28 protein-coding genes and 1 tRNA gene are annotated in these 24,431 nt (G+C 36.3%); 12 read left to right on the top strand and 17 right to left on the bottom strand.

The features are described from left to right. Window positions 1–18 precede the first annotated feature (18 nt). Entirely contained in the window at window positions 19–1,254 is a 1,236-nt protein-coding gene (locus tag BST93_RS04595; protein WP_105018566.1) for an ABC transporter permease, read from the bottom strand. Here BST93_RS04595 and BST93_RS04590 point away from each other — a divergent pair. Both BST93_RS04590 and BST93_RS04585 read left to right on the top strand, forming a co-directional pair. Then, on the top strand, window positions 1,235–2,503 hold the full coding sequence (locus tag BST93_RS04590; RefSeq protein ID WP_105018253.1) for an exo-beta-N-acetylmuramidase NamZ family protein: 1,269 nt from the start codon (window positions 1,235–1,237) through the stop codon (window positions 2,501–2,503). The two genes, BST93_RS04595 and BST93_RS04590, sit on opposite strands and share 20 nt — an antisense overlap. An 11-nt stretch (window positions 2,504–2,514) precedes the next feature. Then, the gene (locus BST93_RS04585) at window positions 2,515–2,958 is read left to right on the top strand and encodes a DUF1569 domain-containing protein (RefSeq protein WP_105018252.1); all 444 of its coding nucleotides are present in this window, start codon (window positions 2,515–2,517) and stop codon (window positions 2,956–2,958) included. A gap of 5 nt (window positions 2,959–2,963) precedes the next feature. On the opposite strand, the gene BST93_RS04580 is transcribed toward BST93_RS04585, so the two are convergent. The 3 genes from BST93_RS04580 to BST93_RS04570 are packed head-to-tail and all read right to left on the bottom strand — an operon-like array spanning window position 2,964 to window position 5,867. Next, the gene (locus BST93_RS04580) at window positions 2,964–3,722 is read right to left on the bottom strand and encodes a hypothetical protein (RefSeq protein WP_105018251.1); all 759 of its coding nucleotides are present in this window, start codon (window positions 3,720–3,722) and stop codon (window positions 2,964–2,966) included. Next, window positions 3,692–4,708, bottom strand: a complete 1,017-nt coding sequence (obgE, locus tag BST93_RS04575; RefSeq protein ID WP_105018250.1) for a GTPase ObgE — start codon at window positions 4,706–4,708, stop codon at window positions 3,692–3,694. The genes BST93_RS04580 and obgE overlap by 31 nt, the downstream gene beginning before the upstream one ends. Before the next feature lie 58 nt (window positions 4,709–4,766). Next, on the bottom strand, window positions 4,767–5,867 hold the full coding sequence (locus tag BST93_RS04570; RefSeq protein ID WP_105018249.1) for an adenylate kinase: 1,101 nt from the start codon (window positions 5,865–5,867) through the stop codon (window positions 4,767–4,769). Window positions 5,868–5,939: 72 nt separating this feature from the next. Here BST93_RS04570 and BST93_RS04565 point away from each other — a divergent pair, with 72 nt between their 5' ends. Next, on the top strand, window positions 5,940–7,085 hold the full coding sequence (locus BST93_RS04565) for a 5-(carboxyamino)imidazole ribonucleotide synthase (RefSeq protein ID WP_105018248.1): 1,146 nt from the start codon (window positions 5,940–5,942) through the stop codon (window positions 7,083–7,085). A 78-nt stretch (window positions 7,086–7,163) separates the two neighbouring features. Here BST93_RS04565 and BST93_RS04560 read toward each other — a convergent pair whose 3' ends face one another. Continuing rightward, on the bottom strand, window positions 7,164–7,610 hold the full coding sequence (locus BST93_RS04560) for a ferritin-like domain-containing protein (RefSeq protein ID WP_042276014.1): 447 nt from the start codon (window positions 7,608–7,610) through the stop codon (window positions 7,164–7,166). 167 nt (window positions 7,611–7,777) lie between these two features. Next, window positions 7,778–8,344 (bottom strand): DUF3109 family protein, encoded by a 567-nt coding sequence (locus tag BST93_RS04555; RefSeq protein WP_042276016.1) that lies wholly within the window; start codon window positions 8,342–8,344, stop codon window positions 7,778–7,780. 140 nt (window positions 8,345–8,484) lie between these two features. On the opposite strand from BST93_RS04555, the gene pyrH reads away from it, so the two are divergent. The 4 genes from pyrH to BST93_RS04535 all read left to right on the top strand — a co-directional run bounded on the left by pyrH (window position 8,485) and on the right by BST93_RS04535 (window position 11,371). Next, window positions 8,485–9,189 carry a UMP kinase gene (gene pyrH / locus BST93_RS04550; protein ID WP_042276018.1) on the top strand — a complete coding sequence of 235 codons (705 nt, stop codon included), beginning with the start codon at window positions 8,485–8,487 and terminating at the stop codon, window positions 9,187–9,189. Window positions 9,190–9,235: 46 nt separating this feature from the next. Further along, a complete protein-coding gene (gene frr / locus BST93_RS04545; RefSeq protein ID WP_085774069.1) occupies window positions 9,236–9,790 on the top strand; it encodes a ribosome recycling factor in 555 nt (184 codons plus the stop codon). A 157-nt stretch (window positions 9,791–9,947) separates the two neighbouring features. After that, complete coding sequence (locus BST93_RS04540; RefSeq protein WP_105018247.1) at window positions 9,948–11,096, top strand: Mrp/NBP35 family ATP-binding protein; 1,149 nt, start codon at window positions 9,948–9,950, stop codon at window positions 11,094–11,096. Then, the gene (locus BST93_RS04535; RefSeq protein WP_042276023.1) at window positions 11,096–11,371 is read left to right on the top strand and encodes a NifU family protein; all 276 of its coding nucleotides are present in this window, start codon (window positions 11,096–11,098) and stop codon (window positions 11,369–11,371) included. Before BST93_RS04540 ends, BST93_RS04535 begins: the two co-directional genes overlap by 1 nt. Window positions 11,372–11,445: 74 nt before the next feature. On the opposite strand, the gene BST93_RS04530 is transcribed toward BST93_RS04535, so the two are convergent. The 6 genes from BST93_RS04530 to BST93_RS04505 all read right to left on the bottom strand — a co-directional run bounded on the left by BST93_RS04530 (window position 11,446) and on the right by BST93_RS04505 (window position 15,965). Continuing rightward, window positions 11,446–11,943, bottom strand: a complete 498-nt coding sequence (locus BST93_RS04530; protein ID WP_105018246.1) for a hypothetical protein — start codon at window positions 11,941–11,943, stop codon at window positions 11,446–11,448. A 92-nt stretch (window positions 11,944–12,035) separates the two neighbouring features. Next, window positions 12,036–12,812, bottom strand: coding sequence for a DUF3050 domain-containing protein (locus BST93_RS04525; RefSeq protein WP_042276029.1), 777 nt, complete (start codon window positions 12,810–12,812; stop codon window positions 12,036–12,038). Between the two features lie 71 nt (window positions 12,813–12,883). Continuing rightward, window positions 12,884–14,068: an acyl-CoA dehydrogenase family protein gene (locus BST93_RS04520; protein WP_042276030.1), complete on the bottom strand. Its 1,185-nt coding sequence runs from the start codon at window positions 14,066–14,068 to the stop codon at window positions 12,884–12,886. A 111-nt stretch (window positions 14,069–14,179) separates the two neighbouring features. Continuing rightward, on the bottom strand, window positions 14,180–14,920 hold the full coding sequence (locus BST93_RS04515; RefSeq protein ID WP_105018245.1) for a tRNA1(Val) (adenine(37)-N6)-methyltransferase: 741 nt from the start codon (window positions 14,918–14,920) through the stop codon (window positions 14,180–14,182). After that, the gene (rimM, locus tag BST93_RS04510) at window positions 14,920–15,447 is read right to left on the bottom strand and encodes a ribosome maturation factor RimM (protein WP_105018244.1); all 528 of its coding nucleotides are present in this window, start codon (window positions 15,445–15,447) and stop codon (window positions 14,920–14,922) included. The genes BST93_RS04515 and rimM overlap by 1 nt, the downstream gene beginning before the upstream one ends. An 11-nt stretch (window positions 15,448–15,458) precedes the next feature. Next, window positions 15,459–15,965, bottom strand: coding sequence for a 30S ribosomal protein S16 (locus tag BST93_RS04505; protein WP_042277229.1), 507 nt, complete (start codon window positions 15,963–15,965; stop codon window positions 15,459–15,461). A 141-nt stretch (window positions 15,966–16,106) separates the two neighbouring features. Here BST93_RS04505 and BST93_RS04500 point away from each other — a divergent pair, with 141 nt between their 5' ends. Next, window positions 16,107–16,913, top strand: a complete 807-nt coding sequence (locus tag BST93_RS04500; protein ID WP_105018243.1) for a DUF6252 domain-containing protein — start codon at window positions 16,107–16,109, stop codon at window positions 16,911–16,913. Window positions 16,914–16,985: 72 nt separating this feature from the next. On the opposite strand, the gene BST93_RS04495 is transcribed toward BST93_RS04500, so the two are convergent. Further along, window positions 16,986–17,423: a retropepsin-like aspartic protease gene (locus BST93_RS04495; RefSeq protein WP_042276039.1), complete on the bottom strand. Its 438-nt coding sequence runs from the start codon at window positions 17,421–17,423 to the stop codon at window positions 16,986–16,988. Between the two features lie 73 nt (window positions 17,424–17,496). Here BST93_RS04495 and BST93_RS04490 point away from each other — a divergent pair, with 73 nt between their 5' ends. The 4 genes from BST93_RS04490 (at window position 17,497) to BST93_RS04475 (ending at window position 20,608) form a co-directional block, all read left to right on the top strand. Then, window positions 17,497–18,264, top strand: a complete 768-nt coding sequence (locus BST93_RS04490; RefSeq protein WP_105018242.1) for a TatD family hydrolase — start codon at window positions 17,497–17,499, stop codon at window positions 18,262–18,264. 17 nt (window positions 18,265–18,281) lie between these two features. Beyond that, the gene (locus tag BST93_RS04485; protein WP_105018241.1) at window positions 18,282–19,403 is read left to right on the top strand and encodes a 1-acyl-sn-glycerol-3-phosphate acyltransferase; all 1,122 of its coding nucleotides are present in this window, start codon (window positions 18,282–18,284) and stop codon (window positions 19,401–19,403) included. After that, complete coding sequence (locus BST93_RS04480; RefSeq protein WP_105018240.1) at window positions 19,403–20,467, top strand: asparaginase; 1,065 nt, start codon at window positions 19,403–19,405, stop codon at window positions 20,465–20,467. The genes BST93_RS04485 and BST93_RS04480 overlap by 1 nt, the downstream gene beginning before the upstream one ends. 53 nt (window positions 20,468–20,520) lie before the next feature. Further along, window positions 20,521–20,608 (top strand) — tRNA-Ser (locus BST93_RS04475). Window positions 20,609–20,887: 279 nt separating this feature from the next. On the opposite strand, the gene BST93_RS04470 is transcribed toward BST93_RS04475, so the two are convergent. From BST93_RS04470 to BST93_RS04455, 4 genes are all read right to left on the bottom strand, one after another. Then, complete coding sequence (locus BST93_RS04470; protein WP_105018239.1) at window positions 20,888–21,730, bottom strand: universal stress protein; 843 nt, start codon at window positions 21,728–21,730, stop codon at window positions 20,888–20,890. A 103-nt stretch (window positions 21,731–21,833) separates the two neighbouring features. Then, entirely contained in the window at window positions 21,834–22,214 is a 381-nt protein-coding gene (locus tag BST93_RS04465) for a DUF2237 family protein (RefSeq protein ID WP_105018238.1), read from the bottom strand. 77 nt (window positions 22,215–22,291) lie between these two features. Next, window positions 22,292–22,630, bottom strand: a complete 339-nt coding sequence (locus tag BST93_RS04460; protein WP_042276080.1) for a DUF4286 family protein — start codon at window positions 22,628–22,630, stop codon at window positions 22,292–22,294. A 2-nt stretch (window positions 22,631–22,632) separates the two neighbouring features. After that, on the bottom strand, window positions 22,633–24,429 hold the full coding sequence (locus tag BST93_RS04455) for a tetratricopeptide repeat protein (protein WP_146104975.1): 1,797 nt from the start codon (window positions 24,427–24,429) through the stop codon (window positions 22,633–22,635). Window positions 24,430–24,431: the final 2 nt, after the last annotated feature.

Here is a 24,431-nt window from a genome sequence, read left to right as displayed (position 1 = left end):
GTGTGAATTTAGATAATCTTATTCAAATCTCATGGCTTTTACCGGTGATATCTTACTAGCGACGTAACTAGGCAACAATAAAGATAACAGGCAAACTACAAATGTTCCTGCATTTAGTAAAAGGACATGGTACCAACTTATGTACACAGGTGCCTGTGTAACGTAGTAATTTTGTGGATCTAGAGTTATCGGGCTGAAGAAATATTGAACAGCTATTAAACCTATTCCTAATATATTGCCTATTATCAATCCTTGTAGAACAAGGTTCATAGCATTGTATAAGAAAATTTTACGCACGGTCCAATTGCTGGCGCCTAGAGATTTAAGAACGCCTATCATACGAGTACGATCCAAAATAAGCACTAATAACGCTGTTATCATATTTATAATTCCTACAACTAGAATAATTCCTATAATCCCATAAATATTTGTATCTAATAAACTTAACCACTGGAACATACTTGGGAATTGCTGTGTGAGCGTTCTTGCATTAAGGTTAAAAGGTGTTTTAGATTGTATGAGTTTACCGGCGTCATCTAATTGATCAAAATCTGCAATAAACACTTCAAAATTACCTACCTCATCCTCGTTCCATTTATTGATTTTTTGAATATGACGTAAATCTCCTAGAACAAATTTAGAATCGTATTCCTCTAGTCCACTGTCATATATACCTGAAACCACAAACGCCTTAGCTATTGGAGTAGATCTATCTGACCTCATAAAGAATGTAGGAGCTTTATCTCCTACCTCAAGTTGCAATCGTCTAGCAATATCGTCAGAAATCAATATTTCTTTGGATGCTTTATCAGTATCTAAATCAGGAGCTTGTCCCGAGATAATAAAATCACTAAAGTATTCCCATTTATAATCAAGCCCTATTCCTTTAAATATTATGCCTTCAAAATCCTTTTCAGTACGAATCATGGCACCTTTAGTGGCTACAGCTTGTATGTGCTCTACTTGTGGTGCTTCATTAAATTTAGGATAAAAGTCTTGATAAATACTTATAGGTTTTACTGTTGTGATGGAATTATTTCTGTCAAATAAGGCAATGGTAACATGACCATTAAAAGCACTCACTTTTTCCTTTATTTTTCGCTGTAATCCAACTCCAGTGGCTATGGCAATTAACATTACAATTACACCTATTGCAATTGCTGCTATGGCAATTTTAATTATAGGTGCACTTACACTATTTTTATAAGCGGTACTACTTTGTATTCTTTTAGCTATGAAATATTCTAAATTCAAACTTTCTTTTTCTGCAATCAAATATAGCGTTTTACTGCTTTTACTAGTGTTTACAAACTGCAAACCTAAGATAGAAAAAGTCGTTGCCATAAATGACGCTGCGATTGAAACCGCTGTTGACTCATCGATAAGTGTTACCTATCCCAAACCTGCTGCAGATCGTATTGGAATTTGGGGTCGCGGTTTTGTAAACAAAACCGTTGCTGTAGTAGGAAATCAAACCAGTGTAGTTCAAAAAATTAAAGGCCAGGACACCACTTATGTACATCTTGTAGACACTTTACTATCGCTTGGAGTCAAAGTAAAAAGGGTGTTTGCTCCAGAACATGGGTTTAGAGGTACTGCCGATGCTGGCGCAACCATAAAGGATGGAATTGATGCAAAAACAGGTGTACCAGTTATATCGCTTTATGGAAAAAACAAACAACCTAAAGACGAACACATTACCGATGTGGATTTTGTCATTTTTGACATTCAAGATGTAGGTGCTAGATTTTATACTTACATAAGTACTTTACATTATGTAATGCAAGCTTGTGCAGCAAACGATCGAAAGTTATTTGTTCTAGATCGGCCTAATCCAAATGGACATTATGTCGATGGACCTGTTTTAGAAAAAGAACATCAAAGTTTCGTCGGCATGCATCCAATTCCGGTTGTACATGGAATGACTATTGGTGAATATGCTCAAATGATCAATGGTGAAGGTTGGTTAGATTATAAGTTGCAATGTCCTTTGTCTATTATTAAAATGAGTGATTACAGTCATGACAGTAAGTATTCAATACCCATAGCTCCTTCTCCAAATTTACCCAACGATAAATCCATCAATTTATATCCTAGCCTTTGCTTTTTTGAAGGAACAACGGTTAGTGTAGGTAGAGGTACGGATAAACAATTTCAAATTTTTGGAGCTCCTTATTATAAAAATGATTACGAATTTTCCTTTACTCCACAATCAAATCCAGGAGCACAATATCCAAAACATGAAAATAAAACTTGTTACGGTATGGATTTACAAGAGAGCAAGTCATTAAGCAATCTAGATCTTGAATATTTAGTTACCGCTTACGCGAAAGCGCCCAACCAAAGTGAATTCTTCAACTCCTTCTTCACCAAGCTCGCTGGAACAAAAAAGCTGCAAGAACAGATTCAAGCTGGCTTAACGCCTGAGGAAATTAGAGACAGTTGGCAAAATGACCTTAATGCCTTCTTGAAAATCCGTAAGAATTATTTACTATACCCTTAACTATAACCACTATGGAATCATTTTTTAATTCTCAATCCTATCATCAATTACTTGAAAGACTGGATTCTATTAATCCTGACAACGCACCTTTATGGGGTAAAATGACGACGGCACAAATGATGAATCATTGTCAAGAGCCCTTAAAGATTGCTCTGGGTTATAATGATAAAAATCTGAAATCAAATTGGGTCGTCAAATTATTATTCAAGAAGATGCTTTACAGCCCAAAACCTTTTAAAAAAAACGCTCCTACTCCACCTGCATTTCGATCAACCGCTACTTTTAATTTTGAAGAACAAAAAGCAGAATTAAAGAAATGGATGCAAGAATTGTATAACGATAGGCATAATCCTAATAGGGCACCTCATCCTGTTTTTGGTACATTTACGGAAGAACAATGGGGAATTTTACAATGGAAACACCTTAATCACCACTTTGAACAGTTTGGAGTTTAAAGGAATTATTCAGTTACTTCTACCATATAGAAAATGTGGCCTTTTTCTAAATCTTCAATTAGTAAGCTGCTATCAGTTTGTTGGTAAACAGCCCATTTTTTAAAAGATTGATTTTTACTTTCTATCAATATAATTCCTTTATCTTCAGTTGTTTCCCATTTAAGTTTAGCGTCCATAAACAAAACTTTAGTCGAAACAATTTCAGGAGATAAAAAGTGTAATGAAAAATCAAGAAGTAGAAGCTCTTCCCTAGAAGACTCTGGTGATTGATCGCGCATTCTTACCTCTTCAGTTTTCCATTTTTTAAGAAGTTTGACCGTATCAACTTCAATGGTAGCATACTCTAATTTTTTAATATAAGAGTAATTCACTTTAGTATTAGCTACCTTTCCTTTATGCATGATGAGATGTGCATTTCCAGAAACTAGCACTCCTGTTTCATCACCGTTCCAGTAGAATACTCCACTTTTATCACTAAACCTAATTACATTTTCTTCAATCTCATAGGTTAAGTTGTACGATTTTCCAGCAAAGTTAAGGACAGAGCTATTGTCTTTATTCAATTTAAAAGATAGGTCTTGAAACATCCTAGCTAATCTATTAAGTTCAACAGCTGTTGGTTTTACACCTTGAATGGCTGTCGTATCAACTTCCTTAAAGCTCCACTCTCCTAAATACTCTTGAGCTGTGAGCTCAATAGAAAAGAAAAGAATAAGAAATAATGAACAAAAACTTATTCGGCAGATTTGTTGAGCATGCTCCATAGTTGATCCTTTAACTCGGTTAGGTTGTAATGTGTAGCGCTAGAAATAAACATATAAGGCCTTCCTTGGAAAGCTCCTTGATCATCTAGTGATTCCCTCATTTCTATCATAAGTTCATCATCTAGCATATCAGATTTTGATATACAAATAAAGCGCTCTTTATCTAATAGTTCTGGATTGTATTTTTTCAACTCATTTACTAGTACATCATATTCTGCACTGATATCATCCGCATCAGCCGGAATTAGAAATAATAAGGTTGAATTACGCTCTATATGTCTTAAGAATCTATGCCCTATTCCCTTACCTTCTGCAGCGCCTTCAATAATACCTGGAATATCGGCTATGACAAAAGTTTTGAAATCACGATATTCTACAATTCCTAAATTAGGCTTAAGAGTAGTAAACTCATAATTGGCAATTTTAGGTTTAGCCGATGTTAGAACTGATAATAAAGTAGATTTACCTGCATTAGGGAATCCTACTAATCCAATATCTGCAAGAACTTTAAGTTCAAAAATCACATCCAGTTCCTCACCTTCGGTACCAGGCTGCGCATATCTAGGAGTTTGATTGGTAGAACTTTTAAAATGCCAGTTACCACGACCACCCATTCCTCCTTCACAGATGATAAACTCCTGACCATCATCTAGAATTTCGGTAATGACCTGGCCTGTTTCAGCATTTTTAACCACTGTTCCTATAGGAAGTTCAATGGTTACATCCTGACCATCCTCACCAGTACGACGTTGCTTGGCACCATTTCCTCCTGCGCCGGCTTTAAAATGTCGTTTGAATTTAAAGTGATATAAGGTCCAAAGATTTTTATTACCCTTAAGAATAATATGACCACCACGACCACCATCTCCACCATCTGGACCACCTTTTTCTACATACTTTTCCCTGTGCAAGTGCGTACTACCTTTTCCGCCTCGACCAGATTCTAAGTGTATCTTAGTATAGTCTACAAAATTTCCTTCGGTCATTTTTTCAATTTCTTATTTAATTAATAATGCTTATCGCATTTTTAGAGTGAGGTCAATGTTATAACTTATCAAACTCTACACTCAATCGCTGTGTAATTTCATCAATAGCTCCTACTCCATCAACTCCATAATACTTGTCTTGAGCAGCATAGTAGTCTTTAAGTGGTGCTGTTTGCTTATAATAAACTTTTACTCGGTCTCTAATAACATCTTCATTAGCATCATCGGCACGACCGCTTGTTTTTCCTCTTTCAAGTAAACGCTTTACTAAAATTTCATCTTCTACTTCTAGTGCAACCATACCGCTTACCTCAGTATCCATGGACTGCAATAAGTTATCAAGTGCCTCGGCTTGAGCGTTTGTTCTAGGAAACCCATCAAAAATAAAACCTTCGGCTTGAGGATTTTTTTCGACTTCGGCTTTAAGCATTTTGATCGTTACCTCATCAGGAACCAAATCTCCTTTATCTATATAAGATTTTGCAAGGGTACCTAGTTCTGTTGCATTTTTGATGTTGTATCTAAAAACGTCTCCTGTAGAAATATGAACGAGGTTGTATTTTTCCTTTAAACGTTCTGCTTGAGTTCCTTTTCCAGCACCAGGAGGACCGAATAATACGATGTTTTTCATTTTATTAGTTTGTACGTAAAGCTGGGGTAATTCTCTCCCCAAATTATTATAATCCATGCCGTATCCCACGACAAATTTGTTTTCAATATTAAGACCTACGTAGTCTATTTTAAGTTCTTGTTTGTAAACATCAGGTTTTAAAAACAAGGTAGCTACTAGTAGTTCTTTGGGATTTAGTTGTGTTAGCTTTCGCGAAAGCGTGACCACAGTAAGTCCAGTATCTACTATATCTTCTACTACCACGACTGTCCTATTGGATAAATCTAAATCCAATCCTTCTAACTTTACTTGACCAGTACTTTGTGTTCCGTCGTAACTTTTTGCCTTGATAAATGCTATTTCACAAGGATGCTGAAATTTGCGCACCAAATCTGCAAGGACCATAAAACTACCATTCAGAATCCCGAGAAATATTGGCTTTTTATCTGCTAAATCACGATTAAGTTGATAGGCAAGATTATCAACCGCGCTATCAATTTCCCTAGCGCTCATAAAGGGTTTAAAATAAAGGTCGTGTAGTTTGATCAACTCGTAGCTTTTATGCAAAGATAGTTATAATGAAAATAGCCAATTTCTATTGAACGTGCTTATTTTTGAAGCATGGAACAAACTTATTTTTCTTCAGACTTTAGATTAGGGATTTTGGGCGGTGGCCAATTGGGCAAGATGATGCTTTATACAACGCGCAAATGGGACATTCAAACCTATGTCATGGACGATGTTGAAACGGCTCCGGCGTTTGAAGGAAGTACCGTTTTCTTTGTAGGCGATATAATGAATTACGATGCTGTGATGGAAATGGGAGAACAAGTGGATGTTCTTACTATTGAAATTGAAAACGTCAATGTACAAGCACTTCAAGATTTAGAAGATAAGGGCATTGCAGTTTCACCTAGTGCCAGCGTACTTAATTTAATACGTAATAAATCTAGACAGAAAGAGTTTTACCGCTCACAAAATATTCCTACTAGTCCTTTTGAAACCTATGACTCTCCAAAAATGGATCACGGTCGTGAATTCCCGTTTATTTGGAAAAGTGCCGAAGGCGGTTATGACGGTAAAGGCGTCAAAGTAATTCGAAATCAAGATGATTTAAAAGAGTTACCTGAACAACCATGTTTATACGAGGACATGATTGATTTTGACCTAGAGCTTGCGGTTATCGTAGCACGTAATGCAAGTGGTGAAATGAAAACCTATCCTGTTGTTGAAATGGAGTTTCATCCAGAGGCTAATCAAGTAGAATACGTGTTGTGTCCGGCAAGGATTAGTGACGATATTTCTAATAAGGCACGTGAAGTGGCTTTAAAAGTGAGCGAGGCTTTTAATCATGTAGGCTTACTCGCGGTAGAAATGTTTTTGACTAAGGATGGAGAAATACTTGTGAATGAAGTAGCTCCACGACCTCATAATTCTGGTCACTATTCCATAGAAGGCTCTATGACCGATCAGTTTGAACAACATATAAGATGTGTTTGCAACCTTCCATTAGGTGATACAGAAAGTGTTATAAGTAGCGTAATGGTAAATCTTGTAGGTGAAGAAAATCATACTGGCGATGTTATTTATGATGGAATTGAAGAAATTCTATCTATGCCTGGAGTAACTCCTCATATTTATGGTAAAAAACAAACTAGACCTTTTAGAAAAATGGGGCACGTTACCATAGTTAATAAGGATATAAACGAGGCACGTAAAATAGCCGAAGAGGTTAAAAAGAAAATAAGAGTTATTGCAGCAGAATAACCAATTATATTTTTAAAGAAAGAAAGCCCCAATTACAAATGGTAATTGGGGCTTTTCATCAACCAAACAAAAAATATTTTAGGCAATATTCTCCATTGCATTCACTCGATTAAGTGCAGTTTGAATGTTGTCTCGGTGTTTAGTTAAAATTGTTCTTGTAGAAACTGGCAGCGATGTTTCGGCTAGAACTTCATTGTACTCCTCTACAGCCGCTTTTTCTCCACGTATGGCTTCTTCAAGTATAGTTTCTTCCTTATCAGATGAGAAGGTAGACTTTATATTCATCCATGCTCTATGGGCATCACCAGTGATACTTGTTCCTTTATCTGGTTCTTGACCAAAACTTCTTATTTCAGATTTTAGCTCATGACCAAAATCATATCGTTCTTGTGCTTGTTGAGAAAAGAAATCTTTCAATCTACTGCTATCTACCTGGTCTTTTGCTTCCTTGTAACCGGCTTCGGCGTCGTAGTTTTTCTCTAATAAATCGTTTAACTTGTTGGCAACTTTTTCTGTGTAACTCATAGCTTTTGTTTTTTAATTTGCCTACAAGTTAGCACGATCATAGGTTAGATACAGGTCACTTCACAAAGCTTTAGTAGGATATTAAAATCATTTTTTGAAATAGAATCAATAACCTACTAATTATGTTAAACCTGCTGTAAAATAAATGCCAGAGCATTAACATAACCCTACTTATAGTTCTGTGCGATGTCCTCTAACTCTTCATACCATTGAGCACCAAATTTTCGTATCAAAGAATCCTTCAAAAATTTATAAACTGGAACCGACAATTCTTTACCCAACTCACAAGCATCATTACAAATTTCCCATTTGTGGTAATTCACTGCGCTAAAGTCGGTGTATTCTTGTATACGCACAGGATACAAATGACAAGAAATAGGTTTGTAAAAAGGTGTTTTACCTGCATGATAGGCTGCCTCGATACCACATTTTGCAGTTCCATCCTCATTAAAAATGGTATAAGCACACTCGGCACCATTTACTAAGGGCGTTTCCAATTCACCATTCTCACGCTCGATCCAGGTACCTTGTTCCTCTATTGCGGCCCTACCTTTATCATTTAAAAAGGGTTTGATATTTTCATACTCGTTATCGAGAATTTCCAATTCCTTTTGCTCGAGCGGCGCGCCTGCCTCACCAGCAACACAGCATATTCCTTTACAAGCGCTTATGTTACAAACAAATTCCTTTTCTAATAGATCGTCCGACACTATGGTTTTCCCTAACTGAAACATCTTCCTTACTTTTTTGCAAAGATACTTCAGTCGTACTATTGATGTAATTTTTTTAGATACGCTTTCGCGAAAGCGAACTCACACCTATTCCATTCCTATTTACTTTCAATTATATTTGCACAACTTTGTAAAAAACACCCATGGAATACAAGAGAATATTACTCAAACTATCAGGAGAAGCGTTAATGGGAGATCGCCAGTACGGTATAGACCCAAAACGTCTTGCAGAATATGCCCAAGAAATTAAAAAAGTCACTGATATGGGTGTAGAGGTAGCCATTGTAATTGGTGGCGGTAATATTTTTAGAGGTGTAGCAGGTGCTAGTGCAGGAATGGATCGCGTGCAAGGTGATCATATGGGAATGCTAGCAACGGTTATTAACGGTTTGGCCTTACAAAGTGCTTGTGAAGATGCAGGAATACCTACTAGACTGCAAACTGCAATTAAAATTAATGAGGTGGCAGAACCTTTTATACGTCGCAAGGCAATACGTCATTTAGAAAAAGGACGTGTCGTAATTTTTGGCGGTGGTACTGGTAATCCCTATTTCACAACAGATAGTGCTGCTGTACTACGAGCTATTGAAATTGAAGCCGATGTAATCCTTAAAGGAACAAGAGTTGATGGAATTTACACTGCAGATCCAGAAAAAGACACTAGCGCCACTAAATTTGACTTAATAAGCTTTGAAGAGGTTCTTAATAAAGGCCTGAAAGTAATGGATACCACAGCGTTTACTTTAAGTCAAGAAAATAAATTACCAATAATTGTATTTGATATGAATACAAACGGTAATTTAGTAAAGCTTTTAAATGGAGAAAAAATAGGAACAAGAGTACAATAATTGAAAACGGCAATATATTTGTACAAGTGCTCAATAAATTGACATCATGAACGAAGAATCAACTTTTATTTTAGATACAGCTAAAGAAGCTATGGATGGTGCTATCAAGCACTTAGAAAAAGAATTACTTAACATACGAGCTGGAAAGGCTAGTCCTGCTATGTTAGGAAGCGTGACTGTAGACTATTACGGTAGTCAAACGCCACTTACCCAGGTTGCAAATGTAAGTACTCCCGATGCGCGTACTATAAGTGTACAGCCATGGGAAAAAGCAATGATTCCTGAAATCGAGAAAGGTATCATGATTGCAAACTTAGGATTGAATCCTATGAATAATGGTGAGAGTATAATCATTAATGTTCCTGCTTTGACAGAAGAACGTCGTCGTCAACTTGCAAAACAAGCTAAGGCAGAAGGAGAAGATTCAAAAGTAGGTGTGCGTAATGACCGTAAAAATGCTCTTAATGATTTAAGAAAACTTGATTTATCAGAAGATGAACTTAAAAATGCAGAACAAGAAGTTCAGGTTCTTACTGATAAGTATGTTGCCAAAATTGATGAAATGATCGTGGTTAAAGAAAAAGAAATCATGACTGTTTAAAAATATCTTTTATAGTATTTAAAAAAGCGAGCCTTTCAAGGCTCGCTTTTTATTTTTAAGTATAATTAAATCTTATCACACCGCTCTATCCTTTTATACAGTTTCTCCTTTTTAAAGTCACTAGGTTGTATCTTTGTAATCAGATTAAGTGATACCCATGAAAATAGAGAAAAAAGATGTTCTCAAGGCTCTTGAAACTATATCAGTTCCTGGTGAAGGACAGAATATGGTAGAAAGCGGAGCCATTAAAAACGTTATAGTATTTGGAGAAGAGGTAGTGGTTGATGTTACTATAAACAATCCTAGCTTACAAGCAAAAAAGAAAACTGAAGTTTCCATCCTACAAGCTATTCACAAAGAGGTTTATCAAAAAGCTCAAGTGAAAGTTAATTTAAAGGTTGAAGCACCAGTTCAAGAAAATAAAGCTCCTCAAATTAAAGGAAAACCTATACCAGGAATTGATAATATCATAGCAGTAGCAAGTGGTAAAGGTGGTGTAGGAAAATCTACTGTAACAGCAAACCTTGCTGTTTCATTGGCAAAAATGGGATTTAGTGTCGGATTATTAGATGCCGATATTTACGGTCCTAGTGCTACGATTATGTTTGATGTGATTAACGAAAAACCACTTTCTGTTAACGTGGATGGAAAATCCAAAATGAAACCAGTGGAAAGTTATGGTGTAAAGGTACTGTCCATCGGCTTTTTTACGCAACCAGACCAGGCAGTAGTTTGGCGTGGCCCTATGGCAGCAAAGGCTCTTAATCAAATGATTTTTGACGCTGCATGGGGAGAATTGGATTTTTTACTAGTTGACCTTCCTCCAGGTACTGGTGATATTCATTTAAGCATAATGCAATCACTACCTTTAACGGGTGCAGTAGTAGTATCAACTCCTCAAAATGTAGCATTGGCAGATGCCCGCAAGGGTGTTGCTATGTTCCAACAAGAAAGTATCAACGTTCCTGTTCTAGGAATTATAGAAAACATGGCTTATTTCACTCCGCCTGAATTACCTGAAAATAAATATCATATCTTTGGAAAGGATGGAGCACGTAATCTTGCAGAAGATTTACAAGTAAGATTTTTAGGAGAATTACCATTAATGCAAACGATAAGAGAAGCCGGCGATGTAGGTAGACCTGCAGCCATGCAAGAAGATACTCTAGTTGAACAAGCATTTATTGATATTACTCGTAATGTAGTTGAAGAAACAGTTAAACGAAATGAAAACTTACCACCTACTCAAGCTATTAAAATAACTACTATGGCTGGATGTAGTCCGGTGAACAAACAAAAGCAATAATGACAGGAGCAGCATTACAAGCAGCAGTTGAAGCTGGATTAGAGGAAATCCGACCATTTCTACAAAGGGATAATGGAGATATTGAATTGGTTGAGATAAAAGACGATAAACATGTTATTGTTAGATTATTGGGAACTTGTGTAGGTTGTCACGTAAATCAAATGACTTTAAAATCTGGTGTTGAACTTACCATCAAAAAACACGCACCACAAATAGAGAAAGTTGAGGATATTTCTGGAATCGCAGAAAAAGAAGAATCACGAGATACTTTATAACTTTTATAAAATACCAAAAAAAAGCGCTTCATGATCATGAAGCGCCTTTTTTTATTTAATAACTTGAATGTTCTCTATTGCTTAGTAAAGCGTATTTCCAACTCATAAGAGGAATCACCATCCACTTCATCAAGTGAAAGTGTCATGTTTGAACTTGTGAGTGTTTGCACCTCAAAAGTCTCATCTGCATCAGACAAGTAAATTGAATTTCCAACTACAGAATAAGTCCCAGAACTGGTTAAGGAATCAATGTCTGTATCTGTATCTACTACTACACCATTTACTTGCTCTTCATAATCATAAGTATAAGTACCAGAGCTCGTGTAAGTACCATTAGCATTAAATACAAAAATGGCGTTGTTAAAGGCAGTACCTTCTTCTAGGTATACCCTTGTTACTGTACTACCATTTACCGTTTCGTTGTAGGTTTCTTGAGATCTAAAAAAAGTCAAGGAATAAGTTCCAGCAATATTCTCAGCATTTACCGGTAAATTTTCTGGTCCATCATCATCACCACATGATATGGTTGCAATTGTTAGTAAAGACAGAAATAAAATTTTTAAAGTTTTCATATCGTTAATTTGATTGATTAATTCTTCAAAAATATCTATTTCATTAATTACTCTATATTTTTATAAGTTAAATACTGCTAATTGTTAAGCAACTAGACTAATTCTGGAACCCCAATAGCTGCATAAATACCATCAAATAACTCAATACGTTTTTGTAAGGATTCATTTGCGACATGTGCTGCTTGTTCCCATTTCACACTATCATCGCCACACAAAAGAGCCACCATTTTATGCGCCATTGGGCCGTGCTCATCACCATCTAACTCAATGTGTCTATCAAAATAATATCGTATAGCAGTAAGATCTACTCCTTCTTCTACTCGCATTCCTTTAAGAATTTCAGTAAACATTTCAGGAATTAAATCTTCACGGCCATAAGTAAATGCAGCAGCAATTTCGTGAGGTTGATTACGCTCAATAATTTCAAATGTGAAGGTCAAAAATCTTTTGACAAAATCAGGTATGTCCGTTTTTGAAATTTGTTCAATAGGATTATTATGGTTAGAAATCGTTACAATTTGATTTACTATCAAATCTGTATCAACATCTAGTCCTTCCATGGCATTTAAATACATTTCAAAATGACTCAATCTATTACCATCTTGATCAAGATCAGATTCTTCAGCCAGAACAATTTCATTAATTAAATATCTAGTATCATTACTACCTTTAGGAAACCACGGAGTAGTTGTACAGGTAAGTTCTCTTTGTAGAGCTTTGAGCAAAGACATAAAATCCCAAACAGCAAAAACATGATGAGATGTAAAAACCTGTAAATCTCCTAAATTAGAAATAGCATTGTATAAAGGATGACTCAACAATCTTTTACGATTGTCACTAATTCTAGATTCAATTATAGTTGTATTCATAGCTCAATTTGTGCAAAAATAAAAGGCTGCCTATTGTTGTAGGCAGCCTCTATAATATATTTAACGATTACCTACTTAAAAGCATTTTCTCCAGTAATATCAAGTCCGGTGATCAACAAATGAATATCGTGAGTTCCTTCATAAGTAATAACACTTTCTAGATTCATCATATGTCTCATGATACTATATTCACCTGTTATTCCCATTCCTCCCAAAATTTGTCGAGCCTCACGAGCAATCTTAACAGCCATTTCAACATTATTACGCTTTGCCATAGAAATTTGAGCGCTTGTTGCCTTTCCTTCTTCACGCAACACTCCTAATCTCCATGCTAGTAGTTGTGCTTTGGTAATCTCAGTAATCATTTCGGCAAGCTTCTTTTGCTGTAATTGAAAAGCTGCAATTGGTTTCCCAAATTGGATACGTTCTTTTGCATATCTAAGCGCTGTATCGTAGCAATCCATTGCAGCACCTATAGCACCCCATGCAATACCAAAACGAGCACTATCTAGACAACTAAGAGGAGCACCTAGACCAGAGCGACCTGGTAAAATATTACTTTTTGGAACTTTTACATCCTGAAAAATCAACTCACCTGTAGCACTTGCTCTCAAAGACCATTTGTTATGAGTCTCTGGAGTAGAGAAACCTTCCATGCCTCTTTCTACAATAACTCCATGGATACGACCTTCTTCATTCTTAGCCCAAACCACTGCCACATCACAAAATGGGCTGTTTGATATCCATAACTTGGCTCCATTTAAAATAATATTTTCTCCATCTCCAGCATCTTTAAAATTAGTAGTCATTCCTCCTGGATTACTACCGTGGTCCGGTTCAGTAAGACCGAATGAGCCCATAAATTCACCACTTGCTAGTTTAGGTAAAAACTTTTTTCTATGTTCTTCACTACCGTATTTCCATATAGGATACATAACTAGCGATGACTGGACTGATGCTGTACTGCGCACACCACTGTCACCTCGTTCTATTTCTTGCATGATCAAACCATAAGAGATTTGGTCCAATCCTGCACCACCATATTCTTCTGGAATATAAGGACCAAAAGCACCTATTGATGCTAATCCTGGTATAATACTCTCAGGAAACTTGGCATCCTGTGCTGCTTGTTCAATGATAGGTGAAACATCACGTTTAACCCAAGAACGAGCTGCATCACGTATCATTTTGTGTTCCTCGGTAAGTAACTCATCTAGGTTGTAATAATCTGGTGCTTCAAATAGATCTGGTTTCATAGATATAATTTGTATAGAGTAACTACATCGTTTGAGTGTAGTTCCAATAGTTTTTGAATTGGTCGTAAAAATAAGAGAATGCTCACTTATTGCCCAGAAAAATGATAAGGATTACATTTTTAAATAAAAGTCCTTTGTAAGTGCGATATACTCATCGGTATACTCATGCCTAGAATGTTCAATTACCATATGCTGGGTAACTAGTTTTTGATTGGATTTTATTACGCTTTCGCGAAAGCGTAATTCCATAAACACTCTTTTAACAGGACTATCCACAGTTCCACGTACGTACATTTTACGTGTAGGCATCATGGTGAAGTAATCGGCAATTTCAAGAACTCGTTCTTCTCTATCTACAGGAAATACGAGTGCAAAAGTACCATCGATAGCAAGAAGCTTATAAACACCATAGAAAAGCTCTTCAAAAGGTAAAGCATCGTCAAATCTTGCTTGTTGCCTACGACTCTCTATTTGATCATCAGATTTAATTGACTGAGCATTATAAAATGGTGGATTACTCACCATAAAATCATAGCGCTCATCAACCTCATCATAAAACTCTTGAAAGCTAGCATGATATGCATATAGTTGGTCTTTAAACTTGCTAGATTCAAAATTGGATGCAGTTTGCTCAAAGGCATCGTGATCGATCTCTATAGACTCAATAAACGCTTGTGGAAACCGTTGAGCGCACATTAAAGAGATGAGCCCTGTTCCTGATCCTATATCTAATATTTTGTGTGGTTGCTTATCAAGACTACACCATGCTCCTAAAAGAACACCGTCGGTACCTACCTTTTGAGCAACCTTATCTTGAACGATGTCAAACTGTTTAAAAGAGAACGTACTCATTACTCTAAATACAACTCAATTAAACCTGGTGGTGTTTCTACTAAAATTTGTTTGTTGTCACGGTCTACACTTAAAATAAACTCGTCGTGAACTGGTATAAGAATTTCTTTCTCACCTTGCTTTATTTCAAAAAGAGCTTGTGAGGTTGTATCGTTAACACCATCTACAATTCCTACCTCGCCATAGTTAGAATCAACAATGGTAAAACCTATGATTTCATGGTAGTAAAATTTATTACCTGTAAGCGGCGGTAATGCAGTAAGAGGCAAATACAGGTCCTTCTGAAGCAAGGAATCTGCCGTAGGTTCATCGTCTACATCTTCAAATTTGATACGCAGTAATGCAGATTTGTGTAGTTGACTGCGTTCAATAAAAAATGGAATCAAGTTTTTGCCTACTTCGACAAAAACTGATTCCATTTCAAGAAAAAGATCCGGTTCATCAGTGTCTAACTTGACAAGGATTTCACCTTTAAAACTAAATTTGTTTACGATCGTACCTACGTAAAAACAGTCTTTTTTACGCATGTTATATCGATTTACTCTTCTTCTCCTGTTGCGTCTTCGCTAGCTGCAGCTGGCTCTTCCACTTCTGGTTCTGGAGCATTTGCTGCGATACGAGCTTCGTTTACTGCTTTTTCTGCTTCTAGAGCTTCAGCTGCAATTTTATCTGCATCAGCCTTAAGACCAGCAGCTTTGTTTGCAATTTTTGCTTCTTTTTCAGAAACCCAAGCTTGGAATTTTTCTTCAGCTTGTTCTTCAGTGATCGCACCTTTTTTCACACCACCTTTAAGGTGCTTTTTAAGTAACGCACCTTTGTAGCTTAAAAGAGCACGAGCTGTATCAGTAGGCTGCGCACCATTCTCTAACCATTGTACAGCACCATCTACATCTAGGTTGATAGTTGCAGGGTTAGTGTTAGGATTGTAAGTTCCTATTTTTTCAAGGAATCTACCATCTCTCTTTGCGCGAGCATCTGCTGCTACGATCCAGTAAAAAGGCTTTCCTTTTTTACCGTGTCTTTGTAATCTGATTTTTACAGGCATAACATTAAAGTTTGCGGGAACACGTCCCTTTTTATTAATTTAAGGCTGCAAAAGTACCATTATTTTAATAATGAGCATCATATATAAAGATTTAATTCTTATTAAATCCTTACATTTACCCCAAACTTAATGAAATTACTGATGAAAAAACTAATTGTAGCTGTCCTTACTTTGATTGCCATTGTAGGATGTGAAAAAAATCTAGATGAAGATAACAGCCCTGCAATCCAAGCTGTGCGTAATGGAGAATTTTTCAAAGCGCAGGATATGGCTGCTTCAATCGACATCGATGGAAGACTGATTATTCAAGGAACTAATCAATTAGAATCTCTAACAATTTCTCTAGACGACAGTAGTCCTGGAACCTACATTCTAGGTCAAGGTGCATCTAGTGAGGCTACTTATGTTTTTAACAACTCTCAATCTTTTTCTAGCAACGCAAATGATGGCCGTGGTGAAGTTACGATCACCTCTAGTTCTAATTCAGGTTTTGTATCTGGAACCTTCGATTTTGTCACCTACACTGCAAATGCTGCCGACTCGCTTTACATGAGAAAAGGTGTGATTTTTGAAGTCCCATTAGGAGGAACTATTAACCCAGGAAATGGCAATACAACAAATTCTTTTGCTGCCGATGTAGATGGACAAGCTCTTAATCCATCACTTATATCGCCTAATGTATCATCTGGTACGATTCTAATATTTGCTAGTAACCAAAACATAAGCTTATCTATTTCATTCCCTGATACTATCGTTCCAGGAGTTTATTCATTCCCAACGGATGCTACAGGATTATATGCTCAAGGTACTTCTGGTGAGACTGCTCAAAGCGGGACAATTGAAATTCTAACTCACGATACAGCAAACAATTCAATTACAGGTACATTTAATTACACTACTACTGGTGGAATTGTAATTGACAATGGAAGTTTTGATGTACAATATTAAAACTAACTAGAAACACTCATAAAAAAAAGCTGCTCGTGGAGCAGCTTTTTTTATACGCCTTACTTTCATCTATCACTTCATGTAAATATATTTTCCTTTATAATCAATAATCGCCTGTGAACTTATCAAAAAGTCTGCACCTAACAATCCCTGGATAGAATGCATGCGTTCACTTTTAAGCGCGGTATTAATAAAGGTCATATCCATTGATAAAACCGTCACATCTTGATCTTCCCAATCACCCAGTTCTAGTACATTATGATGAGCTATTCTTGGACGCAAGGAACCACTCGCGGTACCTATTGCTTTATCCATAAACTCTGTATTCAATTGAAACTCTTTATACAAATCTTGATTTACACAAGTTGCGCTAGCTCCAGTATCAATAATAAATCTGCCCTGATATCCATTTAACACAGCTTTGGTTACAATGTGACCGCTTTTTTTGGATAATCGTATTGGATGTGCCGTATAACCTTGACTGACGAGCCATTTTTTTAATGATTTCATATTCTTTGAATCTGGGTTTAAAGATATTCCGCTTTCGCGAAAGCATACCTACAACAAGCCTTATTTTTGCAGTATGATTTTAACTGATACGCACACTCATTTATACAGCGAGGCCTTTGATGAAGATAGAGATGAAATGATCTCGCGTGCCAAGGCAGCAGGAGTTCAACGATTTTTTGTACCAGCTATTGATTCTGAGTATACAGATCGCATGTTACAATTAAAAGCAAATTATCCTAGCGAAGTGTTTTTAATGTGTGGTTTGCACCCTACGCACGTAAAGGAAAATTATAAAGATGAGCTAAAGCATATTTCTCAAATGCTAGAACAACATGAGTATGTCGCTATTGGAGAAATAGGTGTTGATTTATACTGGGACAAGTCCTTTAAAAAAGAACAACTAGAAGCATTTCACACTCAAATCAAATGGTCATTGGACCGTGACTTACCCATTGCTATTCATTGTAGAGATGCGTTTGATGAAGTTTTTGAAGTTTTAGAGGACTATAGAAACACTTCTTTAAAAGGAATTTTTCATTGTTTTACGGGAACGATTGATCATGCAAAGCAAGCTGTGGATCTAAATTTACACCTGGGAATAGGTGGCGTTGCTACATTTAAAAATGGCAAAATTGATCAATTTTTAAATAAGATCGACCTACATCACATCGTGCTAGAAACCGATGCTCCTTACCTTGCTCCTGTGCCTTACAGAGGAAAGCGCAATGAAAGTGCTTATACTAAACTTGTTGCGGATAAACTTTCTTTGATTTACGATGTTAGTGTGGAAGAAATCGCAAGAATCACTACGGATAATAGTAAAAGAATTTTTGGGATATAAGTACATTTGCGACTAGAATGGAAGTTTACGACGACATACGATTTTTTAAGGATGATGAAGTGCAAACTGTCTTACAAAGTGCAGTAAGGCATCCTATGATTAAAACCTTATTCCAATATACATTTCCAGACAAATCCGACGATGAGATTAAGGATATCGTAACTAGATGCACGTCTATAAATGAGTTTCAAAGAGAAGTTATAAGTAAAACGGTAACGCGTGTAATCGACACCACAAGTGCTGGCATGACTAGTAGTGGTTTTGACGAACTAGATACTAATACATCCTATTTATATATATCAAATCATAGAGACATCGTACTAGATACCTCGTTGCTCAATCTTATTTTATTTGAAAAGAACTTAATAAGAACAGCAAGTGCTATAGGTGATAATTTAGTACAGCGCCCGTTTGTAAACATGTTAAGTAAACTTACTCGTAATTTTATAGTAAGAAGAGGTGGATCACCTAGAGAGACATTACTTAGCAGTATTAAACTTAGCGATTACATCTTTCACCTATTAAAGGAAGAAAATCGCAGTGTATGGATCGCTCAAAGACAAGGTCGAACGAAAGATGGAAATGATCATACGGAGCAAGGTGTTCTTAAAATGATAGCACTAGCTGCTGGTAAAAAAGACATTGCAAACTATTTGAACGATTTAAAAATAGTACCCGTTTCTATTTCTTATGAGTACGACCCTACTGACGCCTTAAAAGTACCTGAATTGCTTGCCAAAGCCGCAGATCAAGAATACGTAAAGTCTGAAAACGAAGATTTTAACAGTATCATGTATGGTGCACTAGGACAAAAGAAACATATTCATATACACGCTTCAAAACCATTGGAAATAGTAAAAATAGATGGTGAAAAAACAAACAAAACTTTACAACGTGTTGTTGACCAATTAGACACCACGATACAACTTAATTATCATTTGTGGCCAACTAATTATGTTGCACACGATTTATTACATGTTTCTAGAAAATACAGCAAACATTATAGTGAGCATGATATGGCTCAATTTGAGAGACGATTGAGACTACGTGTTGATGTAGAAGATCAAATGACTGTAACTAGCTTTTTGAAAATGTATGCCCAACCTGTAACTAATAAAGAACTCCTAAACGCAGAATAATGAAACCAAATATCCTGCTTATCTACACAGGTGGAACAATTGGAATGATGAAAGACATTAAAACAGGTGCTTTAAAAGCATTTGATTTTGACAAACTTCTATACCACATTCCAGAGCTTAAACAACTAGACTGTACAATAGAAACCATTTCTTTTGAAACACCTATCGATAGTTCTGATATGAATACGGAAGAATGGCGCTTGATAGGAGACATGATTTATGATCGTTATGACAATTATGATGGGTTTGTTGTTTTACACGGCAGCGACACTATGTCGTTCACAGGCAGTGCACTCAGTTTTATGTTTGAAAACTTGACAAAACCTGTTATCCTAACAGGATCTCAACTGCCTATAGGCGATTTAAGAACTGATGCAAAAGAAAACTTAATTACAAGCATACAGATAGCTACGTTACGCAAGAAGAAGAAGCCCTTAATAAGGGAAGTTTGCATTTACTTTGAATATCAGCTATACAGAGCAAATCGTACCGCAAAAATGAATGCAGAACATTTTGAAGCCTTCAGTTCGCCTAATTTTCCACCTCTCGCTATAAGTGGTGTGCATTTAAATGTTGATGAAGATCTTTTATGGAAAGGATACAAAAACCGAGAGGTTCAAGTACATAGAGTCATACCTCGTAGTGATGATAGAATGCATTATCGACCACAAATGATAGCCGATGTCGTTGTACTCAAATTATTTCCTGGAATTACAGAGACCACCGTACAAGCCATATGTAATATTCCAAATCTAAAAGGTATTATCCTTGAAACTTATGGAAGTGGCAACGCTCCTACTAAATCATGGTTCATTGATGCAATGAAAGATTGCTTGTCAAAGGATATACGTATTGTTAATGTAACACAGTGTCGTGGTGGATCAGTAGATATGGGTAAGTATGAAACAAGTCGTGCTTTGAAGGAAATGGGTATGATAAGTGGTAAAGATCTAACTACTGAAGCTGCTCTAGCCAAAATGATGTATTTACTTGCTTACATCGAGGATGATTTGATGTTTAAAGATTGTTTTGAAACAAGTTTAAGAGGTGAGATAACTAATTAGAAATTGGTAAACATAAAGTATTACGGTATTTTTGCGATCAGTTTTACAAAAATAGTGAGGTGGCCGAGTGGTCGAAGGCGCACGCCTGGAAAGTGTGTAAACGGCAAAACCGTTTCGAGGGTTCGAATCCCTTCCTCACTGCTAGAACCGTTGTTATCCCTTTGATAGCAACGGTTTTATTTTTTAAAATTAAAATTTTGTCAATCCTTCCCCTTAGAAACCTCTCTTTTTATAAAATCAAGTAGGTATTCCAACATGGTTAAAACAATCAACGGAATACACAATATTAAAGACCCATAAAGCAATTCTAATTCTACATTCCCTAAAATGTTTATTGATAGCGACAACACATTGAAATACGCAAGCAAAGCAAGAACTATGGAAAAAAGCAGAAACTTAAAAACTTTATTTTTTTGTTCATTACTCAGGTAAAATAAGTAAAGGCACTTGACTTACTTTACCGATTTCCATTACCATATTAGTAGAAAACCAACTTGTAAATAGATTGTGTTTGCGATTTACGATTGCCACCATGCTACTATCCCTACTCTCTACAAAATGTTTTACAGCTAGGTTTACATCGCTACCCGTTAAAACATGAAAACTATGCCTGTTGTTGGATAACGCATCATCTAAAATTTGTTTATTATCTTCTTGAACTGTTTCTAGGCCGCTACTGGTATCAACATGTAAGACACAGATAGCTGCATCTTGAATAGTTGCAAGGTCTATTAGGCTTTGCAATCTTAAACTACTATAGGCACTTTTATAATCAGTAGGAAAAACTATTTCTTTTATTTCTTCTACCTCTGAGTCTTGTGGAACAGTAAGAATAGTACAACTACCAGCCTCTTTCATGGTCGCTATTGTATTACTACCAAATACACTTTTTTCATAATTAGTTATTCCTTTACTACCCATTACTATCAAAGAGATATTTTCAGTAGATAAGGTTTTTGTAACCGCAGTGGCTACATCATCATGCATTAAGTGTGTTTTATAGGTATGCTTTTCATTAGCACATTCTAATGCAATCTTTTCAAGCATTTTATTAAGTAAAACGTCACCTTTATCCTTTGGAGATTCATAAGTGAATGAAGCATCGTTGCCTTGTTTTAATTCATTGCGGCTATGATATTCAGTATCATAAGCATGCAATAAATGAAACATACAAGTTTCATCTTTAAAAAGCGTTGAAACATAAGTGAATGCGTGCCATGAATTTGAAGAAAAATCTGTTGCTACGAGGATATTTTTTGCCATAAAAACGGGTGTTTTCGTATTAAACCTATAGGTATAAATTTAATAAAAAAACAAAGGTGTTTAGCATAAACTACAGCTTTATTTCAAGCTTTATTATACCTGATTAGGCATCGATCGCATAAACTTTCAATGTTTCCAAATTTGTAAATTTCAATGCGTTACTATCAGTTCCTTTTAGAATAATATGGGGCGCACATCCAGCTTTTTCTGCTTCGATCCATCTTAATACACACAAACACCATTTATCACCTGGTTTAAGACCTGGAAATTGATATGCAGGTATGGGTGATGTAAGGTCGTTCCCTTTAGACTTTGTAAACTCTAGAAATTCTTCCGTCATAACAGCACATACCACATGGGTACCTACATCTTGTATCGACGTCCTGCAGTATCCATCACGCCAATAACCTGTAATCGGATTGGTACAACAGGACTCTAAAGCAGTTCCTAGAACGTTTTTGGGTCGCGTGTTATTTTGAGACATAGTTACCAAACATTTGGTTTAAAAATTAGTAAGTCGTAATTATGTCAAATTCCTATTATTATAAAAAGAAGACCCATTTAATTCTGAGACTCTTCCTTGCGGCGCACTGTATATTCATCTACCACTTCAAGCTCTGTACGGAAACTCAGAACCTTATCTGCCCATTTTTCAAGACCGTCTTTTTGTAACGCTTCAGAATGTTTGTCTTTATACTCCTGCAAGGCCTGTGCGCTATAAGCTTTGTATTGAATTGAGTAGGTATGGGAACCGTCTTGCTCTTTGACAAGCACTTTAGTAAACCTAGCTTCCATAAATAGCCCTGTTCCCAGCACTTGTGGTATATGTTCACGCATCCATACTATCCATTGATCATGAACACTAGAATCTACATTACAGGTTACATTATAAATTACCATAATTAAAAAGCTTTTTCATTAGTATCACCACGCAATCTGCGGTATCGACGTCTAGCATCTGTGAAGTAAATGCTATCTGCGTGTGAGAAAATTATTTGTTCAAAATATTCTTGTGCTTTTGCAGGATCATCAAGTACTTCTTCATATAACTTTCCTAGCTCGTAAAGCGCATCATCACTCAAAATACCATCACCATGATTTTTGATAATCCTAGTGTAATTCTGGATAGCATTTTGTGTATCTCCTTCTACCTGATATAGCTTTGCCTGTCTTAACAATGCCTCATCCTCAATGTCGTCACCTGCATGGTTTTGCAGCACATTATTGTAGGCTTCAATAGCCTGCTTTCTTTTGTTTTGATATTGTTTTAATTCCGCTTTCGCGAAAGCGGACAAAGCAACATACGTAGTATCTTGTCCAGAGTGGTCAGAAATCGTTAGACTCAATTGCATGGCATCATTTGCTATAAGCTTACTGCTAGCGCTACGTAATACTTTTAATTGAGTAAGTGCCCAAGGAAAATCTCCTTTATAAAAACTGGTACGAGCTACTCTATATTGAGATTCCTGAGCCAATAAATCATTGGGCAAATCATTTTGAATTTGACTGTATAAAATAAGGGCTCGATTAAATTGCTCTTGAAGAACAAGGACATCGGCTAGTAACATTTTTACCCTAGCCTTATCAAATTGAGAAAAATTAGCTTTATTGAGATCTGCCAATAAATCAATGGCTAGTGGTGCATTGTCATTTTTGAACGCCAAGAACCGAGCATAATCTAATTGTAACCTAAAACTGCGTTGATCACGACCGTAGAATTCAAGAAGCTGCTCATATTCTTGCTTTATTTGAGAATATTCATCAACTGAAGCTCCATTAGAGCGTAATTTAAGTTTGAGTACCTGAGCATTGTATCTAGTAAAGGGAGATTGAGCATTCTCAATCATAAAGTCCAGTATGTCAAATGCAGCAGGAATATCATTTTCCTCGACTGCGACCTCGGCAAGGTCCTGCAAGTTGTCCATACTTTCTTTATCCCTATTGTAAATTGCCTTTTCTTGAATAAAAGCATTTTTAAAATCCTTTTGCTGCACAAACAACCATGAAAGCAATTGATTGTATAAAACATCTGGATTTGAACGTAATCTTTTAAGAAGTACTTTACGCAATATCGTATTAGTCTCGGACAATGCGTCGTCAGTTATATATTGAGAAAAAAGAGCTTGTGCTCTTGCCCTGTAAGCGACATTTTTTTCAATGAGTTTAATGTTTTCCTCAAACATTTTCTCCATATCACCTAGTTCACCATACAATCTAGCCAACTGAAAACTATAATTTGCTTGTGGCCTAAGCTGGGTTCCTATTTCATAGACTTGTACAGCCTCATCCAGTTCTGTACGTTTTTCAAACCTACTTGCGATACTGTAAGTAAGCTCTGGCTTTTCTTTTACTAGATCGATTGCTTGTTGATAATAGCTACTAGCTATCGAATCATTTCCTTGCAATACTTGATTATAACCTTTTTCTATTAGTAGGGTTTGTTTGTATGCAAAAGATGTAGATACCTTTTTATCAATTAAAGAATCTACTTTACCGTATTCTTCTAATTGGTGATAAGCATCAATTAAAGAAAATACGGTATTGTAGTTCCTATTTTTCTTATCGTTGACTAATTTTTCATATATGCTGGCTGCCTTACTGTACTCGCCTTGGTCCATGTAGTTTTGCGCCAACTGCAAACTTTGGGCCGTTGACCACGTCACTAAAGACAAAAAAAGAAGCGTTACAGCATATTTCATAA

This window comes from Nonlabens tegetincola, assembly GCF_002954355.1.
GTDB classification, from domain to species: domain Bacteria; phylum Bacteroidota; class Bacteroidia; order Flavobacteriales; family Flavobacteriaceae; genus Nonlabens; species Nonlabens tegetincola.
Note: the sequence above shows the minus strand (reverse complement) of the source record. Positions and strands in the feature narration are given on the sequence as shown.

Excerpts from the sequence above, each read along its gene's own strand:
- BST93_RS04500 (WP_105018243.1), top strand. The coding sequence starts at position 16,107 with ATGAAAAAACTAATTGTAGCTGTCCTTACTTTGATTGCCATTGTAGGA.
- BST93_RS04525 (WP_042276029.1), bottom strand. The coding sequence starts at position 12,812 with ATGAATACAACTATAATTGAATCTAGAATTAGTGACAATCGTAAAAGA.
- BST93_RS04515 (WP_105018245.1), bottom strand. The coding sequence starts at position 14,920 with ATGAGTACGTTCTCTTTTAAACAGTTTGACATCGTTCAAGATAAGGTT.
- BST93_RS04530 (WP_105018246.1), bottom strand. The coding sequence starts at position 11,943 with ATGAAAACTTTAAAAATTTTATTTCTGTCTTTACTAACAATTGCAACC.
- pyrH (WP_042276018.1), top strand. The coding sequence starts at position 8,485 with ATGGAATACAAGAGAATATTACTCAAACTATCAGGAGAAGCGTTAATG.
- BST93_RS04490 (WP_105018242.1), top strand. The coding sequence starts at position 17,497 with ATGATTTTAACTGATACGCACACTCATTTATACAGCGAGGCCTTTGAT.
- BST93_RS04495 (WP_042276039.1), bottom strand. The coding sequence starts at position 17,423 with ATGAAATCATTAAAAAAATGGCTCGTCAGTCAAGGTTATACGGCACAT.
- obgE (WP_105018250.1), bottom strand. The coding sequence starts at position 4,708 with ATGACCGAAGGAAATTTTGTAGACTATACTAAGATACACTTAGAATCT.
- rimM (WP_105018244.1), bottom strand. The coding sequence starts at position 15,447 with ATGCGTAAAAAAGACTGTTTTTACGTAGGTACGATCGTAAACAAATTT.
- frr (WP_085774069.1), top strand. The coding sequence starts at position 9,236 with ATGAACGAAGAATCAACTTTTATTTTAGATACAGCTAAAGAAGCTATG.
- BST93_RS04520 (WP_042276030.1), bottom strand. The coding sequence starts at position 14,068 with ATGAAACCAGATCTATTTGAAGCACCAGATTATTACAACCTAGATGAG.
- BST93_RS04565 (WP_105018248.1), top strand. The coding sequence starts at position 5,940 with ATGGAACAAACTTATTTTTCTTCAGACTTTAGATTAGGGATTTTGGGC.
- BST93_RS04485 (WP_105018241.1), top strand. The coding sequence starts at position 18,282 with ATGGAAGTTTACGACGACATACGATTTTTTAAGGATGATGAAGTGCAA.
- BST93_RS04540 (WP_105018247.1), top strand. The coding sequence starts at position 9,948 with ATGAAAATAGAGAAAAAAGATGTTCTCAAGGCTCTTGAAACTATATCA.
- BST93_RS04480 (WP_105018240.1), top strand. The coding sequence starts at position 19,403 with ATGAAACCAAATATCCTGCTTATCTACACAGGTGGAACAATTGGAATG.
- BST93_RS04585 (WP_105018252.1), top strand. The coding sequence starts at position 2,515 with ATGGAATCATTTTTTAATTCTCAATCCTATCATCAATTACTTGAAAGA.
- BST93_RS04535 (WP_042276023.1), top strand. The coding sequence starts at position 11,096 with ATGACAGGAGCAGCATTACAAGCAGCAGTTGAAGCTGGATTAGAGGAA.
- BST93_RS04560 (WP_042276014.1), bottom strand. The coding sequence starts at position 7,610 with ATGAGTTACACAGAAAAAGTTGCCAACAAGTTAAACGATTTATTAGAG.
- BST93_RS04455 (WP_146104975.1), bottom strand. The coding sequence starts at position 24,429 with ATGAAATATGCTGTAACGCTTCTTTTTTTGTCTTTAGTGACGTGGTCA.
- BST93_RS04460 (WP_042276080.1), bottom strand. The coding sequence starts at position 22,630 with ATGGTAATTTATAATGTAACCTGTAATGTAGATTCTAGTGTTCATGAT.
- BST93_RS04555 (WP_042276016.1), bottom strand. The coding sequence starts at position 8,344 with ATGTTTCAGTTAGGGAAAACCATAGTGTCGGACGATCTATTAGAAAAG.
- BST93_RS04505 (WP_042277229.1), bottom strand. The coding sequence starts at position 15,965 with ATGCCTGTAAAAATCAGATTACAAAGACACGGTAAAAAAGGAAAGCCT.
- BST93_RS04465 (WP_105018238.1), bottom strand. The coding sequence starts at position 22,214 with ATGTCTCAAAATAACACGCGACCCAAAAACGTTCTAGGAACTGCTTTA.
- BST93_RS04590 (WP_105018253.1), top strand. The coding sequence starts at position 1,235 with ATGAAATATTCTAAATTCAAACTTTCTTTTTCTGCAATCAAATATAGC.
- BST93_RS04470 (WP_105018239.1), bottom strand. The coding sequence starts at position 21,730 with ATGGCAAAAAATATCCTCGTAGCAACAGATTTTTCTTCAAATTCATGG.
- BST93_RS04580 (WP_105018251.1), bottom strand. The coding sequence starts at position 3,722 with ATGGAGCATGCTCAACAAATCTGCCGAATAAGTTTTTGTTCATTATTT.